Below are 15593 nucleotides of genomic sequence, written 5' to 3' on the forward strand. Positions count from 1 at the left end.
AGTCCGGGACGATGCTCAGTGCACCTGTTCAGTGGACCTGAAGCTCGGGCTGACGGCCGCCCGCGGTGGAATCGCCGGCGGTCTTGCGCGACTGGTAGAACTTCAAGACGCTGCGCGAGGTCTCGATCTTCAGCCGGCCGAAATCCCGCTCGTTGTCGTGCAGCTCGCGCGCCGTGATCAGATGATCCTTGGCGCCGAGGAACAGCAGCGACATGGTCGTGTCCCAGGAGAAGTCGAGCGCCTTGCACAGCACCAGAATCATCTCGCGGTTGCGGTCCATCATCGCGCGCTCGATCACGTCGACCGGCAGCGCCGACAGCAGCGACAGGCCGATCTGCACCTCGTCGAAGCGGTGCTGGCGCGCATAGTTCGAGATCGAATCCTGGTTGAGGTTGCCCTGGCGATACTGCGTCGTCACCACGCGCTTGGCGACGAAATAGCTGCGCGAGGACGGGCCGAACTTGGACTGAAGATCGCCGGTGACCTCGGTCACCGAGCTCTGGATCTGCGCCATCATTTCGGGCCGCTCGGTCTCGAGGCGGCGGCGGACGTCTTCCGACGCCTTCGAGATCAGCTGCTGGAAGATGTGGCGCGGCACGTCCTTGCGCAGGCCGAGCTGCTCGGCGAGGATCGAATCGCCTTCGGCGCGGCGGACCATGTGCAACAGGCCCGAACCGGAGAAGCGCGCGCCCTCGTTCCTGGCCACCGAGGTCACGACCTCCTGATCGCCGCGCTTGACCAGCACGTCGGTGACGGCCTCGCCGATCGATTTGCGCTGGGCGATTGCGAGTAGATGCGATTGGCCCTTGGTCATGGCGCTCTCGACCAGCATCTTCTCGTCGAGACGAGTGGAGTCGCGCAGCACGGGACCGGCGACCTCGATCTCGTCGTCGAGCGCCAGCTTTTCGATGACGTTGAGCGGAGCGTGATCGCATGCCGACATCAGCTCCGAGAGCTGCGCGCGCGCGGCGACCTCGATCTCGTCGGCGAGCCGCCCGATGACCTCGCCGAACATGCTGATCTCGTCGTCGCTGTAGCGGCCGGTGATCAGAATGTCGGTCGCATGCCACAACGCCTTCGCCCGGCTCTCGTCAGTGCCGCGCGCGATCGCGTCGTCCAGATCCTGTAGAAGCGTTTTCGCCCCGTTCATCTCGATAACCCCAGTTCTTGGCGAGTAATTCTTGGCAGTTCTTTTGGCGCGGCGCCCCGCCACTCGTGGCGGGACACCGGATTCCTCTGGGAACTGACGCTAGAGATCAAACGCGAGAATTCGGTAAAATCGGCAAATCAGTTTTGCCGGGCAAAATTCATTCAAATGCGAGGGAATGGATTCACGGGCGGACAAGGCGGCTCGGAAGGTGCGCTCCCTCTCTCGCTTGCGGGAGAGGGTTGGGGAGAGGCTGTCTCAACGGAGAGACTCCCAATGTGGAGAGAGCCCCCACCCGGCGCTTCGCGCCGACCTCCCCGCAAGCGGGAGAGGTTGAACCGAGCCCGCGCGTTCATCTCACTAAAATCACCCTTACGGATTCTGCGGCGTCAGGACCAGCGGCGGCTTCGGCTTGGGCTTGGCGGGCGGCGGACCCGGTGCAGGCTTCACGTCGATGGCCGGCGGCAGCGGCGCAAGCTGTTGGGCGAGCGGCGGGCTTGGCGCGGCGGGCGCGGCCTGCGGGGCCTTTGGCAGCGGCGCGGCTTTCGGCTTTGACGGTGCGCGGCGCGGATCCTGGCCCGGCAGCGGCACATTGACCGGCGCCTGCTCCGGCGCGGGATCGGGCGAGACCAGCGTCGGCAGCGCGGCGGTCGCCGGCGGCGGCTCGCCGCGCTCGATGGCGTCGAGCCGGCGCGTCTCGCGGTCGATCGTGCGCACCGCAAGCCACGACGACAGCGGCGCAAGGTCGATCGTGCGATTGAGCCTGTCGGGCGGGCCCGCCGCGAACAGCTGGATTTCGGGCGGCGCGCCGGAGAGCCCGGTCATGATCGGCGTCAGGCTGGCGCGGATGTCGGCCTGATCGGCGGGAATGTCGTAGCCGCCGGAGACGATGGCGCGGGCATTCTTCGCTTCGAGCGGGGTCGCGCCGACGCGTAAGCGTCCGTCGCGGATCGTGAACGGGATCTGCGCCGAGGCCACCGCGATCGGCGCGGCGGCAAGCGCGGGCTCGACGAGCTGCCGCAGGCGGTTGTCGTCGGCGACCTGGCCACCGTCGCTGGCGCGGATGGCGATCTCGAAGGCGCGCGGATTGAGGCCGCCGATTTCCGCGGAGTCCAGCGTCACCGTGCCGTTGCCGGCGAGCGCGCCGGTGAGCGCCGCGACGCTGCGGCCCTGGCTGGTCAGCGCCATCTGCACCGTGGCGCGCCCCTTCGGCAGCGCGAGATCGCGATAGCGCAGCGTCGCCGCATCGACATTGCTGAGATCGATGCGCGCGTTCAGCGCAAGACCATTCGCGCCGTTGCGTGCGTCGAAGCTCGCCGACATCTCGCCGCCACTGAGGCCGCCCTTCAGCGCATCGAGTGCGAGCGACTGGCCGTCGCTTCGAAGCGTGCCGCCGAACGGGCGCAGCTCGATGCCACCGGGCAACATCCCGCGCAGCGCCTGGAAAGCGATGCGGCCGCGCCAGCCGCCCAACAACCCCGCACTCAGCGGCTCGCCGGACTCGTGCCCGGCGGCGCCGATCGCCATCGCGAGCGCGGGCGCCAGATCGAGCGTATCGAGGCCGACTTCGCCGTCGACGCTCCTTTCCTGATCGAGCGTCACCGCAAGATGACCGCGCAAATGCGAGCCGGCCGCGTTGCCGTCGAGATCGTCGAAGGTCAGGCGGTTGCCGGAGAGCGTGAGGCGGGAGGACAGGCTCACGGCCTGCATCGATTTGTCGGCCGGGCTGGTCCCGAACAGCGGCGCCAGATTGGCCTTGCGCACGCGCAGATTCACGCTGGCTTTCGACTCCGACAATTCGACGCTGCCCTGCGCATCGGCGTCCAGCCCGCCGCCGCTGAGCTTGGCATTCAATTGCAACGGCCGCCGCCACGCTCCGGTCAGCTTGCCTTCGAATTGCGAAGCGCCCTCGCCTGCAGCCACCACGCGATCGAGCCCGAGCAGCACCAGCAGCGCGCCGGCCTGCGGGGCCGATACCTTCGAGTCCAGCGTGAAGTCGCTGTTGCGCAATTTGTCGATATCGACGCCGTTGACCGCCGCCGCCGGCATCTGCGCGGCCAGCGTCGCCGTCGCCTTGAGCTGCGGCGCGTCGAGATCAAGCACGGCGCGGGCATTGCTGCGATCGGCATGCTCGGCATTCTTGTCGAGGCTGAGATCGAGCTTGAGGCGGGTCGCGCCTGGCAATGACGGGATGGCATCGAAACGCGCGCGCACCGCGGGCGCAAACGGCTCGACTAACGCGGTGAGCTCGCGCAGCGAATTGGCCGAGGATTTCAGCGCGAGCTTGCCGGTGGCTTTGGTGCGGTCGAAGCTGCCGCTCGCCTCCGTGGTCACGCCGCTGGCCTGGCCGAAGCGCAGCTGCTCCAGCGACAGCGATGCGGGGCCGAAAGCGAGCTTTGCCGCGAACGGCCGCAGCTCCTGGCCGGCGGAGATCGCGCGGCCGATATCGAGCGAGAGCTTTGCCTCTTCCGGCCATTCGCCTTGCGGCCCCGCAAGCGCGCGCACGAAGCTTGCGGCGGTATCGAGGTCAAGACGGTCGGCTTTGAGCTCGGCGTCGATCCGCGAGCCCTTGCTCGCGCCTGTTTGCACGAAGGCGATGCGGCCCTCGACGGTGCCGCCTTCGATGTCGGCCTTCAGCCTGTCGATGGCGAGATGGTTGGCGGCGATCGTCACGTCGCCGGCAAGACGCAGCGGCCGCGTGCTGCGGCGGTTGATCTCGCTGCGGCCCTGGAGCCAGGCCACCAGCGCGTCAGGATCGGAGGATTCGACGCTGAGACGGCCGCTGAAACTGTCGGCGCCCGGGGCTGCGCCGTTGAGCGAGAGCTGCGTCATGCCGGGCGCGCGCAGCTCGAGCCGCTGGAAGGTCCAGGATCGTCCATCGGTCTGAAGCTCGGCCGCGATGTTCTGCAGCGGGCGGCCACCGAGCATGATCTGGTCGGAGTTGAACTCGATCTGCGCCGGGATCGGCGCCTGCGGAATGGCAGCCAGCCCCGCGCGCAACGCCGGCAGGATGCGGAGCGGCTCGGCATCGTCCTTGCCCGCGAGCTTGTCGGCATCGACCTGGCGCGCCGACAGCACCGCGCGCAGCAGCGGCGCGGCGCCGAATCTGAGGTCGCCGACGCCGCCGAGCTTCAGCGCATTGTCTTCAGCGCCGAAGTTCGCGTCGATCTGCTCGAACTTCGCGCCGGCCGGATCAGCCTTGAGCTTGGTCGTGAGCTTCCACGGCGTCGGACCCGCCTCGCCCGCCTTCTTGACCGCCGGCACGGCCAGCGTCAGCGCACCGTCGAATTTCGGCAGGCGGTTGTCGAAGGCGAGCACGCCTTCGAGATCGGCGAGGATGGCGCGCTCGCCAGGATCGATGTTGAGGTGGAGACGGGTGGCGCTGCCGTCGGCGCTCGGGCCCGAGGAGACGCGGAACGGATAGCGCACCCCGGCGGCGGTGAATCTGCCGTCGCCGCGCACCGAGCCCGCGAGCGAGCGGACGTCGCCGGAGAAGGCGATGTCGTTCAGCTCCAGCGTCGAGCGGCTGGCGGCATCGTGAAGCGCAATGCGGCCGGTGAGATTCAGCCGCTCGATGGCGAGGGAGGCCAGATTGAAGGTGCCGCTCGCGGTGGAGGGCAAATCGACCCGCCCCCGGGCATCGAGGCCGAGGTCGACCGCCATGCCGCCCACCGAAAGCTCGGTGGCGCGCCATTCGCCGCGCATCAAGGAGCCCAGGCTGAACTCGACGTCGAGCTTGTCGGCGCGCAGGCGACCGAGATCGTTGTTGCCGCCGAAGGTGACCTGGCGCAGCCGCAGCGTCGGCGCCGGCAACAGCCGCGCGTCGAGCTCGCCCGCGACCCGCACCGGTACGCCGATGATCTTGCCAGCCTCCGCCTCAAACTGGGGCCTGAACTGGTTCCAGTCGACGTAGTAAGGCCCGATCAGCGCGGCCAGCAGCGCAATGATGAAGGCAATCGCCAATCCGAGCAGCGTCGTCTGCACGGGTCTCCCCTCGGCCAAACCGGCATCCGGACCAAACCCTGGCCTTAGTGGACTTCAGGCGCGCCGGAACAGCCCCTTATATAGAGGGAAGTGTGGCGAAGTCACAGCGACTGTTGCGCGCGGAGGTTAATGCCGGGCCGCCTCACCAGCTCGCCGGCAGCCGCTTGAGGCCACGCAGCACGAAGGTCGGCCGCCATTCCGGGTTTTCGACGTCGTCGATGCGCAGATCGGGCAGCCGCCGCAGCAGGGTGGCAATGGCGATCTCGGCCTCGATGCGCGCCAATTGGGCACCCAGGCAGAAATGGATGCCGCCGCCGAACGACAACGGTTTCACGTTCTGGCGGGTAACATCGAGCCGGTCCGGCCGGTCAGGATAGACTGCGGGATCGCGGTTGGCCGAGCCCAGCAGGCACAGCACGGTCTCGCCCTTGGGGATCCTCTTGCCGCCGAGATCCTCGATCTCCTCCAGCGCGACGCGGCCGGTCATCTGCACCGAGGAATCGTAGCGCAAAAATTCCTCGATCGCGCCTTCCATCAGCTCGGGGCGCGCCTTGAGCAGCGCAAGCTGGTCCGGATTGCGGTGGAGCGCCAAAAGGCCGTTGCCGATCAGGTTCACCGTGGTCTCGTGGCCGGCGCCGAACAACAGGATGATGTTGGCGGTCAGCTCCTCGTTTGTGAGCTTGTTGCCGTCCTCCTCGGCCTGCACCAGCTGGGTGGTGAGATCGTCCCCGGGATTTTTGCGGCGCAGCTCGAACAGCTGCTGGAAATACATCTGCGCCATCAGGTTGCCCTCGTTGCCCTTCCTGATCTCCTCGGCAGTGAGGGGCACGGGGTCGAGTAGCCGGCCGCCGTCACGCGAGCTCTTGTAGAAGACCTCGCGATGGTCCTCGGGGATGCCGAGCATCTCGCAGATGATGGTGACGGGCAGGCGGAAGGCGAAATCCTCGATCAGGTCCATGTGGCCGCGATCGATCACGGCATCGATGGCCTGGTCGACGATCGCCTGGATGCGCGGCCGCATGTCCTCGACCCGGCGCGCGGTGAAGGCCTTTACGACGAGGCCGCGCAGGCGGGTGTGATCCGGCGGATCGGCCTGCAGCATCCAATGGCTCATGCTGCGGAACACTGGCTCGTCCATGATCTTCTCGCCATAGCGGCGCGTCGTGCGCTCGACGAAATCCTTGCCGAAGCGCTTGTCGCGCATCACGAGGCTGACGTCGGCGTGGCGACTGGTGACGAACTGGCCGAACGGCGTCACGTGGATCGGATCGTTCGTGCGCAGCCGTTCATAGTGCGGATAGGGATCGCGGATGAAGTCCGGCGACAGCGGGTTGAACAGCGGCGCGCCGCCGGCGCCTTGCACGTGCTCGTTCATGGTGACCTCAAAATTGGTTGCCGATGACACGAATACGCCGATCGCAGCCCCACTGCCCGGCGCAACCATCCCCAAGATTTATCAACTCGATACATTGTTGTATCGAGTTGCATTCTGCCCTAACCTCATCCGATGTCAAGGCTGAGAACCAGGCCGACCAGGGACGACACGCGCGACAAATTGTTCGAGGCGGCCGCGCGCGTGTTCGAGGAGGACGGCATCGGCGGCGCCAGCATCGAGGCGATCGCGGCGGCGGCGGGCTTCACCCGCGGCGCGTTCTATTCCAACTTTAGAAGCAAGGACGAGCTGATCATCGCCATGCTCGAGGACCATGTCGAGCAGTCGATCCGGCGCAACCTCGACATCCTTGCCCGGCACGACAATCTCGACGACTTCATCGCGGCGTTGAAAGCGATGGACCGCACCAGGCAGGATCCCCTCGCCCGCTCGCCGCTCCTGCACATGGAGATGATCCTGTTCGTCGCGCGCGCCGAGAAGCGCCGCCCCGAGCTCGCCAAACGCCTGCGCGCGCGGCGCAAGCTGGTGGCCGACATCGTCGAGGCGACGTTGAAGAGCAACGGACGGAACGACAATCTGAACCCGCCCTGGATGGCCTCCGTCGTGCTGGCGCTCGAAGACGGCTTTCGCCTGCACCGGCTGATCGATCCCGAGACGACGCCCGCGGACAGCTTTCTGCGCGCGATCACGGATTTGCGGCGGAGGACGGGGCTGGCATCGGAGTAAAGTCCTGTCGCTATTGAACGACAGCCCTGCCCCTGAAATTTCCCGCCGCCCGGCATCGTGCTACGCGGCATCGATTTCAGGCCCTAGAGCACGGCAACACCGCGACGCCCGATGCAAGGCAGAAGGCCCCGGTATCGCCGTCACATGGTCCAAGGTCTTCTCTACTCCGTCCGTGCTTTGACTTCCGGCAAAGGCGGCTTGCGTTCAAAGGGCTTCTTTTTCGGCGGCGCGGGCAGCAACCCCTCCCTGATCGCCTGCTTCCGGGCAAGCTTGCGGGCGCGACGAATCGCTTCAGATTTCTCGCGGGTCTTTCTCTCTGACGGCTTTTCATAGGAACGCCGTTGTTTCATTTCCCGGAAGACGCCCTCGCGCTGCATCTTCTTCTTGAGAACACGGAGTGCCTGCTCAACATTGTTGTCCCTGACAAGTACGTGCAATTGATCCTCCTGACTGAGGCTGCGAATGCGACACGTCCTGCCGGCAGCCAAATTGCGCAGGAGCTTCATTGCGATTTTTGAGGATAGTAGCGGCGACACTCGTCGCGGCTTCGGACGAGCCGATCCTGCCTGTCACGGCGAAGCAGCTTGGTGAGGTCCACGTGACCATTGTCGTGCAGCGCTGTCAATCGACAACGGCTTGCTTGCAGGTCGGCAGACACACGCGAAACCGCCTCGACGGGGAACACCCAGAACTGCTCCGCAACAACAAGCCGCCTTCGCTCCTTGCAAAATCCCGAAAGCCCCTTATATCGAGATGATTCCATTAGCCGCTGTGCCTTGTTGAATGCGCCCGCGGGCTCCTTTTCCGACGACATCGACGAAGTTGAAGATAACCGCGTGATCGTCACGTGGAACGCGTTTGCGCGCTTTGGAGAAGAAGATGACGACAGGTACCGTCAAGTGGTTCAACGGCCAAAAGGGCTTCGGTTTCATTCAACCCAACGACGGCAGCAATGATGTGTTCGTTCACATCAGCGCTGTTGAGAGAGCTGGCCTTGCCGGCCTCGCAGAGGGGCAAAAGGTCAACTTCGAGACCAAGACCGACAAGATGCGAGGTAAAGTCAGCGCCGAGAACCTCTCGCTGGCTTGATATCGTGGCGCCGTTTCACGGATGTACTGAAACGGTCGTTTTGCCCGCTCAATCTCCGGATTGAGCGGGTTTGGTTGTTTGCGGGGCCGGGTGAGAGTCAAACTGGACGGCGGAACCATCACCTTCCTTCTTGCGTTTGGCGCAAGCCGGAAGACGTGCCGGCTTGCCACCACATTCAACACGCAGAAGCAGGCCTTCAGCTACCTCCAGAAGCATCGCACGGAGTTCGAGCGTATGGCGCGGGTGCGCCTCGCTTCAGGGGAACTCGAAGACGGGATCATCGTGCTTTCGCTGCTCTAGCCAGACCCATCAGCGGGCATGCCGCTTGTGGTGATCTCAATTGACCGGCTGGTCTCTTACGCAGACGGATATCGCTCTCAACACCAGACCGCTCGCATCCCGGACATTGATGGCCAGGCCATCGCTGCTGGCGACGGCTCAAGCTGCTTGGCAATGTCGGCAAGAGACAACGCGGCCTCGACCTCCGCGGCCCGTCGGCTGGCCAGATCCAGGCCTTCTTCGTCTACGACGATCGCTTCACCGTCCCAGATGTCGAAGTAGAATTGCGACATCTAGGGCCCCCCTCAGAGATGGCGGTGCCCATGCGGCGGACGCCGCGGGACCAAACCGCCGGCCGCCGATGTGTTCCTACCGGCTGGGAATATCTCAAAGGCAACTAGGCCGACTTCCGCACAGCGTCGCTCTCCGCCGCCGTCACATCCAGCCGCCCCAGCATCGCCCTCGCCTGCTCGGCGCAGTGCTCGATCAGCCAGCGCTCGAAGGCAACGGGGGGAAGTGCGGGTGCGTAGAAGAAGCCCTGCACGACGTCGCAGCCGAGCTCGGCCAAAGTCTTGCGCTGGCCTTCGGTCTCGACGCCCTCGGCGACGACGGTCATGCCGAGGCCCTGACCGACGCGCACCACCGCGGTGGCGATCGCAAGCGCGCTGGCGTCACGCTCGATGTCGCGCATAAAACTGCGGTCGATCTTCAATTCGCGGATCGGCAGATGCGCGAGACGGCTGAGGCTGGAATAGCCGGTACCGAAATCGTCCAACGAGAGCCCAACGCCGAGCTCGCGGATCGCGTTCATGGTCTCGAGCGCGGCGACGCCATCCTGCATGAATGCGCCTTCGGTGATCTCCAGCATCAAGGCGTCCGCCGACAGATCGTATTCGGCGAGGATGTCCTTGAGCCGCGCCGCCAGCGTGACGTTGCGGAAATTGATCGGCGACAGGTTGACCGACACGCAAGGGATGTTGAGCCCGGCGCGGCGCCAGCTCGCCATCTGCCGGCAGGCCTCGCGCACCGACCACAGGCCGATCTGCTCGATCAGGCCGCATTCCTCGGCGAGCGGGATAAATTTTGCCGGCGAGACGTCGCCGAGCACGGCATCGCGCCAGCGCGACAGCGCCTCGACGCCGTGGATGGCGCCGTCGCAGCTGCGGATCTGCGGCTGGTAGCTGAGAGTCAGCGCGCCTTCGGCGATGGCACGGCGGAGCGCCGCGATCAGCGCCAGCCGCTGCTCGGTGAGCCCGTTCATCTCGGCGCTGAAGATACGATAGGTCGAGCGGCCCGCCTGCTTGGCCATGTACATGGCGGCATCGGCCTGCTGCATCAGGGTGTCGATGTCGGTAGCATGGTCGGGATAGAGGCTGATGCCGATGCTGGCCGACATCGGCATCAGCTTCGATCCAAGCTTCAAGGGTGCAGCCAGCGCCTCCGTGATGTCGGCCGCGACGCGCGCGGCGCTCTCGGCGTTGCGTTGCGGCAGCAGGATGACGAACTCGTCGCCGCCGAGCCGTCCCAGCATGTCCTCCGGGCCGATTTGCTCGCGCAGGCGCTGGGCGAGCTGGATCAGGAGTTCGTCGCCGGCGGCATGACCGAGCGTGTCATTGACGTCCTTGAAATGATCGACGTCGAGGAAAGCGAGTGCGACGTGGCTGCCGGTCGGGCAGGCATCGATCGCCGTGGTGATCAGGTTCCGCAGCTGCGCGCGGTTCGGCAGGCCGGTGAGGATGTCGTGATAGGCGAGCCGCGCGATCTCGGCGCGTGCTTCCTTGCGCTCGATCGCGAAGGCGCCGAGATTGACGCAGGCCTCGACGATACGCCGGTGCCAATTGCTCGGCGCGCGGGGTTCTCGATAGTAGAAGGCGAAGGTCGCAATGACCCGGCCGTCCTTGGCCTTGACCGGGGTCGACCAGCAGGCGCGCAGCCCGATCGCAAGCGGCATGGCCTTGTAGGGCTGCCAGCGCGGATCGGTCTCCAGATCGGTCGCCAGCACCGGTTCGCCATAGAAGGCGGCGGTGCCGCAGGAGCCGACGTTGGGGCCGATGGCCACGCCGTCCAGCGCGAGGGAATAATCATCGGGCAGGCTCGGGCCGCCGAGCGGATGGATCAGGCCCGCGGCATCGACATGGAGCAGCGAACAGACGACGTCGGGCGCGATCTCCTCGACGCGACGGCACAGCCTGTCGGCGATCTCGCCGATCGGCACCTCGTCGGCGAGCGCGCCCATGATGAGCTGCTGCAACGAGCGCAGCTGCTTGGTTTCGGTGATGTCCTCGAGTAGCGCGAAGATGTGCCTGACCCGGCCCTTCATGTCGCGGAAGGCATCGATCCGGGCGCAGACCCAGATCTCCTCGCCGTCCTTGTCGTAGGCCAGCACCTCGGCTTCGCCGCGGCGACCGCCATGCATCAGGCGCTTGATGAGCTTCGCGATCGCCTTGCGATCGGTGTGCCGGCCGGCAATCAGCTCGCCTGCGCGGCGGCCCTCGGCCTCCGCGTCGGTGTAGCCGAACAACGTCGTGAAGGCGGAATTGACGTAGACGATGTTCTGCTCGGTGTCGCTGATGATCACCGCCCGGTTGGTCTGGTCGGAGACGGCGTGGAGAAGTCCAATCCTGACGCGCCGCTCGGCTTCGATGGTGACGTCGCGCGCAAACACGATGTAATGATTGGCGCCGCCGATGGTCACGGAAGACAGCGCGACAGCCGCCCTGATGCGGCTGCCGTCAGGGCGCACGAGACTGATCTCGTCCCGGAGATCGGTCACCTGCTCGGCCTGGAAGCCCTTGAGGGTGAGAATCTCGGCATCGCGACCGAGCACGTCGGTGCGCGCCAGCTTCCAGATGCGCTCCGCGGCGGCGTTGAAATGCGTGATGCGATGGGCGTCATCGACGATGACGACGCCATCCTCGGCGCGTTCGAGCGCGGCTCGCAGCACATCCGGAATTTCAGTGAGACAATCGAAGGCGGACATCGTTTGACCCGGCGAGCGGGAAAATGCGGCAATCGCTCAGACGCTAACGCTCCGATGGTGTCCAAGACGTTCTTGCTGCGCCATCGCCCCCTCGCCAAGAGGCGGCATGCTTAACGATCCGCGAAAACGACGACGGTATGTTGAAGCGTGCGGAACCTAATCCGCGCCAGTTCCAGCCTTGAGCTTGTGCAGCCGGCCGGCGACGGCCCGCACCTTCCGCGGCGCGGCCTGCCAGATCGAGAGTGCCGACAAGGCGCTCACGATCATCGCGATGGCGAAGGCGAGCGTGTAGTCACCGGTGCGATCGTAGAGGAAACCGGTCACCCACGGTCCAGCCGCACCGCCCGCCAGCGCCGCCAGCATGATCGTGCCGAAGATGCTGCCCTGGTGCTTGCCCTGGAAAATCTCGAACACCACGGCGCCCATGATCGAGGTGAGGCCGTAGCCGAGCGCGCCTTGCGTGAACACCATCACGTAGACCAGCCATAGCGACGGCTGGAACTTCAACGCCATCAGCGCCGCAAAGCAGATCACAAAGCCCGCGCAACTGATCGCCCACACCCATTCCCGCCCGATCCGGTCGGAGACATGGCCGAGCAGGATCTGGCCGGGAATGCCGAGCAGGCTGACGATCCCGAGCGCCCACACCGCGACACCGGGACTGAAGCCGATGTCGAGCAGGAATTTGGTCTGGTGCACCTGCACCGCGTACCAGATGTACAGGCCGCAGAAATAGCCGAGTGCGATCCACCAGAATCGCGCGGTCGCCACCGCGCGTTTCAGCGTCCAGTCGGTCCCGACCCAGACGGGATCGACGACGTTGGAGATCGGTTCGGCCGCGCCCGCGGCCGAGACGGCATCGCCGTCCGGCTCGAGGCCGATGTCCTGCGGGCGCTTGTGCAGCAGCAGATTGACCGGCGCCAGCACGACCAGGATGAGCAGGCCCATCGCGGTGCAGGCGGTGCGCCAGCCGGTCTGCTCGATCATGTGCTGCACCCAGGGCAGCAACGTCACCGAGCCGATGCCGACGCCGGCGAAAGCGATGCCGATGGCGAAGCCGCGCTTGCGGATGAACCAGTTCGGCAGGAACAGCGACTGGCCGGAATAGCCGAGACACACCGAGCCGGCGCCGACCATGACGCCGATGGTGACATAGAGATGCCAGGGCGCGCTGGTGAGCGGCGCAAGCAGCAGCCCACCGCCCATCAGCACGACGCCGAGCTCCATCACCGCGCGCGGGCCGGCGCGGTCCATCAGGCGGCCGATCAGAGGGCTGACCACGCCCGACACCACGAAGCCGAAGGAGAAGGCGCCCGCGGTGACGCCGCGCTCCCAGCCGAATTCGGAGACGATGGGAGGAAAGAACAGTGAAAAGGCGGTGCGCGCGTTGACGCCAATGGCCATGGTGACGAAGGTCACGGCGACCACGACCCAGCCGTAGAAGAACGGAAGCCGCATATTTGTGTGTTTCATCCCTGGACGGTCCTACCGACCATCCGGGGGTGCCCGGGTCAAGCGAATTCCGCGCATGCCCGTCGGGCGAGATGCTTCAGGGCGATCTCAGGCGGCGTCCCGCCGTGAGGGTTTGGCCGGCGCGTCGAACAGGATCCGCTCGATCGGCTGCGGGCGGCCGAACAGATAGCCTTGCGCGAAATTGACGCCGAGCGCCTTCAGCCGCTCGTACTCCTCGCGGGTCTCGACGCCCTCGGCGGTGACCGACATGTCCAGCCCACGCGCCAGCGTCACGATCGAGGAAATGATGGCGGAGCTGCGCGGCTGCTGGGTGAGGTTGCGGATGAACGACTTGTCGATCTTGATCTTGTCGAACGGGAACGCCGTCAGATAGCTGAGCGAGGAATAGCCGGTGCCGAAATCGTCGAGCGCGAGCTCGACGCCGAGCTGCTTCAGCCGCTGCATGAAGGCGTGGTTCTCGCCGCCGCGCTCCAGCAGCACGGATTCCGTGATCTCGATCTCCAGCCGCTGGGGTTGCAGGCCGGAATCGGCGAGCGCCGCACAGATCACCTCGAACAGCCGGGCTTCCTTGAACTGGATCGGCGACAAATTGACGGCGACCGCGAGGCCGGACGGCCAGCCGGCCGCATCCGCGCAAGCACGCCGCAGCACGAACTCGCCGAGCGGCACGATCAGCCCGGTCTCCTCCGCAAGCGAAATGAACTGGTCCGGCGGAATCAATCCGCGTGTCGGATGCCGCCAGCGCACCAGCGCCTCGAAGCCGCGCCGCGCGCCGCTGAGCGCGTCGACGAACGGCTGGTAATGCACTTCCAGCTGGCACCGCGCGATGGCATCGCGCAGATCCCCCTCCAGCGTGTTGCGCGCCTCCAGCTCCGCTGACATCGCCTCGTCATAGATGGTGAAGCAGTTGCGGCCTGCCGATTTCGAACGGTAGAGCGCAAGGTCCGCCTTCTTCAGCAGCTGCTCCTGATCGCTGCCGTGATCCGGCGCGATGGCGATGCCGATGCTGGTGCCGATCTCGACGCGGTGACCGGGCAGCAGGAACGGTTCGGTCAAGAGCTTGGCGATCCGCGCCGCCAGCTCGGTCGAGCAGGCGCGCTGATCGGCGCCGGTTTCCTGGATGATGGCGAACTCGTCGCCGCCGAGCCGCGCCAGCACGTCGTTGGCGCGCACGGCGGATTTCAGCCGCTGCGCCACCTGGCGCAGCAGCGCATCGCCGGCACCGTGACCGAGGGAGTCGTTGACGTTCTTGAAGCGGTCGAGGTCGAGCATCAGGATCGAGAACGGCAGGCCCCTTACGCTCAGCTGGCTGTTCATCTCGTCGAGCCGGGTGAGGAAGAAGGCGCGGTTCGGCAGTCCGGTCAGGATGTCGGTCTGGGCGAGCTCGAGCACCCGCCGGTTCGCCAGCGACAGCCGCCGCGAATTGCGGCTTGCGAGCATGAGATAGGTCGACAGCGACAGCGTCAGCAGCATGCCGACGATCAGCACCGCGCCGGCGCGATCGTAAGTCGTCTCCAGCGGACCGCCGGCGGTTGGAACCGCCCGCACCTGCCAGTCGGTATCGCCGATCTTGAGGCTGCCTGCCCAGTGCAGCGCCCGCGCGACGTCCCGCATCGATTGCGGCGCCGTGGCCGCCGAGGAATAATCCGGCAGCATCTGCTCCAGGCTGACGATCTGCGCCGTGAAGGGCGGATAGACGTTCATGCTGACAGCGGGACTTGCCCCGGTGGTGACGCGAATGGCCTGGATCAACAGCGGCAGGTCGAAGACGCCGACCACGAAGCCGGCGAGATTGCGGCGCCGGTCCGCAACCGTCTCGCGCGACGTTCCCTTGGCGTAGACGGGAATGGCAACGAGAACGTCGGGCAGCCGGCCCCCCTCCTTCGGCTCGAACAGGCGCGTGCGAATGGCTGCGACCTTGTCGCTGTCGCGCGCGCGCTCCAGCACCGCGCGGCGCTCCGGAACGGTGGCGTAATCCATGCCGTAGACCGGCGAGGTCTTCGGCTGGGTCGAGTAGAACACCGGAAAGTACTCGTCGCTCTGCGGCGCCGTGGCAAAGCCCGCGCTCTGGAGCGACTTGATGCGATAGCCGGACACGCCGTCCGCGATCGCCGCGGTCTCGTATTCGGCGCGCTCCTTGCGGTTGACGCGCGGCAGCCAGGCAATGCGCAGCATGCCGGGATGGCGCTCGAACAGACGCGCGCTGAAGGTCTCGAACTCGCTGCGGGTGACTTCGTCGTTGGTCGATTCGAACAGCGTGCGCAGCGCGACGAGCCTGGAGATGTATTCGCCCATGCCATTCTGCACGACGATCGCTTCGGTTTCGGCCGCGTTCTCGAACTCGATCCTGTTGACGCGATCTTCCCACCGCGCCACGGCAGCCGCGCCGACGACCGAGAACAGAAGACCGACGCCGACCGCGACGAGCGCAGGGCGATACAGCCCGAGCAGCGGCGCGGCACGCCACCATCCGGTCATACGCCTCCGATCCTGATCGTTCTGATCGCGATCGCCCATCTTGA

At 66.0% G+C, this 15593-nt stretch carries 11 protein-coding genes; 3 read left to right on the top strand and 8 right to left on the bottom strand.

Annotated elements, in window-relative coordinates; translation table 11 throughout:
• Positions 1 to 28: 28 nt before the first annotated feature.
• From XH81_RS32485 to XH81_RS32495, 3 genes are all read right to left on the bottom strand, one after another.
• Positions 29 to 1150, bottom strand: a complete 1122-nt coding sequence (locus XH81_RS32485) for a DUF2336 domain-containing protein (protein WP_028145474.1) — start codon at positions 1148 to 1150, stop codon at positions 29 to 31.
• Between the two features lie 369 nt (positions 1151 to 1519).
• The gene (locus XH81_RS32490) at positions 1520 to 5131 is read right to left on the bottom strand and encodes an AsmA family protein (RefSeq protein ID WP_028145475.1); all 3612 of its coding nucleotides are present in this window, start codon (positions 5129 to 5131) and stop codon (positions 1520 to 1522) included.
• Between the two features lie 142 nt (positions 5132 to 5273).
• Positions 5274 to 6506: a cytochrome P450 gene (locus XH81_RS32495; protein ID WP_028145476.1), complete on the bottom strand. Its 1233-nt coding sequence runs from the start codon at positions 6504 to 6506 to the stop codon at positions 5274 to 5276.
• Between the two features lie 132 nt (positions 6507 to 6638).
• Between XH81_RS32495 and XH81_RS32500 the strand changes: the two genes are divergently transcribed.
• Positions 6639 to 7250: a TetR/AcrR family transcriptional regulator gene (locus XH81_RS32500; RefSeq protein WP_028145477.1), complete on the top strand. Its 612-nt coding sequence runs from the start codon at positions 6639 to 6641 to the stop codon at positions 7248 to 7250.
• Between the two features lie 161 nt (positions 7251 to 7411).
• Here XH81_RS32500 and rpsU read toward each other — a convergent pair whose 3' ends face one another.
• Positions 7412 to 7687, bottom strand: coding sequence for a 30S ribosomal protein S21 (gene rpsU, locus XH81_RS32505; protein WP_028145478.1), 276 nt, complete (start codon positions 7685 to 7687; stop codon positions 7412 to 7414).
• A 442-nt stretch (positions 7688 to 8129) separates the two neighbouring features.
• Between rpsU and XH81_RS32510 the strand changes: the two genes are divergently transcribed.
• Positions 8130 to 8339, top strand: coding sequence for a cold-shock protein (locus tag XH81_RS32510; protein ID WP_028145479.1), 210 nt, complete (start codon positions 8130 to 8132; stop codon positions 8337 to 8339).
• 90 nt (positions 8340 to 8429) lie between these two features.
• Complete coding sequence (locus XH81_RS32515) at positions 8430 to 8639, top strand: hypothetical protein (protein ID WP_370092875.1); 210 nt, start codon at positions 8430 to 8432, stop codon at positions 8637 to 8639.
• A 77-nt stretch (positions 8640 to 8716) separates the two neighbouring features.
• Here the strand turns inward: XH81_RS32515 and XH81_RS32520 are convergent, their stop codons facing one another.
• The 4 genes from XH81_RS32520 to XH81_RS32535 all read right to left on the bottom strand — a co-directional run bounded on the left by XH81_RS32520 (position 8717) and on the right by XH81_RS32535 (position 15549).
• Entirely contained in the window at positions 8717 to 8911 is a 195-nt protein-coding gene (locus tag XH81_RS32520; RefSeq protein ID WP_244429102.1) for a DUF6894 family protein, read from the bottom strand.
• A gap of 104 nt (positions 8912 to 9015) precedes the next feature.
• Complete coding sequence (locus XH81_RS32525; RefSeq protein WP_028145481.1) at positions 9016 to 11598, bottom strand: EAL domain-containing protein; 2583 nt, start codon at positions 11596 to 11598, stop codon at positions 9016 to 9018.
• A gap of 156 nt (positions 11599 to 11754) precedes the next feature.
• Entirely contained in the window at positions 11755 to 13056 is a 1302-nt protein-coding gene (locus tag XH81_RS32530; RefSeq protein WP_028145482.1) for an MFS transporter, read from the bottom strand.
• A 102-nt stretch (positions 13057 to 13158) separates the two neighbouring features.
• The gene (locus XH81_RS32535; protein WP_049801816.1) at positions 13159 to 15549 is read right to left on the bottom strand and encodes a bifunctional diguanylate cyclase/phosphodiesterase; all 2391 of its coding nucleotides are present in this window, start codon (positions 15547 to 15549) and stop codon (positions 13159 to 13161) included.
• Between the last annotated feature and the right edge of the window lie 44 nt (positions 15550 to 15593).

It is taken from the genome of Bradyrhizobium sp. CCBAU 25360 (assembly GCF_028128695.1).
In the GTDB taxonomy this organism is placed as follows: domain Bacteria; phylum Pseudomonadota; class Alphaproteobacteria; order Rhizobiales; family Xanthobacteraceae; genus Bradyrhizobium; species Bradyrhizobium ottawaense.

What these genes read in the sequence shown, in the direction of transcription:
- XH81_RS32520 (WP_244429102.1), bottom strand. Translation starts at nt 8,911, where the DNA reads ATGTCGCAATTCTACTTCGACATCTGGGACGGTGAAGCGATCGTCGTA.
- XH81_RS32500 (WP_028145477.1), top strand. Translation starts at nt 6,639, where the DNA reads ATGTCAAGGCTGAGAACCAGGCCGACCAGGGACGACACGCGCGACAAA.
- XH81_RS32530 (WP_028145482.1), bottom strand. Translation starts at nt 13,056, where the DNA reads ATGCGGCTTCCGTTCTTCTACGGCTGGGTCGTGGTCGCCGTGACCTTC.
- XH81_RS32495 (WP_028145476.1), bottom strand. Translation starts at nt 6,506, where the DNA reads ATGAACGAGCACGTGCAAGGCGCCGGCGGCGCGCCGCTGTTCAACCCG.
- XH81_RS32535 (WP_049801816.1), bottom strand. Translation starts at nt 15,549, where the DNA reads ATGACCGGATGGTGGCGTGCCGCGCCGCTGCTCGGGCTGTATCGCCCT.
- XH81_RS32510 (WP_028145479.1), top strand. Translation starts at nt 8,130, where the DNA reads ATGACGACAGGTACCGTCAAGTGGTTCAACGGCCAAAAGGGCTTCGGT.
- XH81_RS32485 (WP_028145474.1), bottom strand. Translation starts at nt 1,150, where the DNA reads ATGAACGGGGCGAAAACGCTTCTACAGGATCTGGACGACGCGATCGCG.
- XH81_RS32525 (WP_028145481.1), bottom strand. Translation starts at nt 11,598, where the DNA reads ATGTCCGCCTTCGATTGTCTCACTGAAATTCCGGATGTGCTGCGAGCC.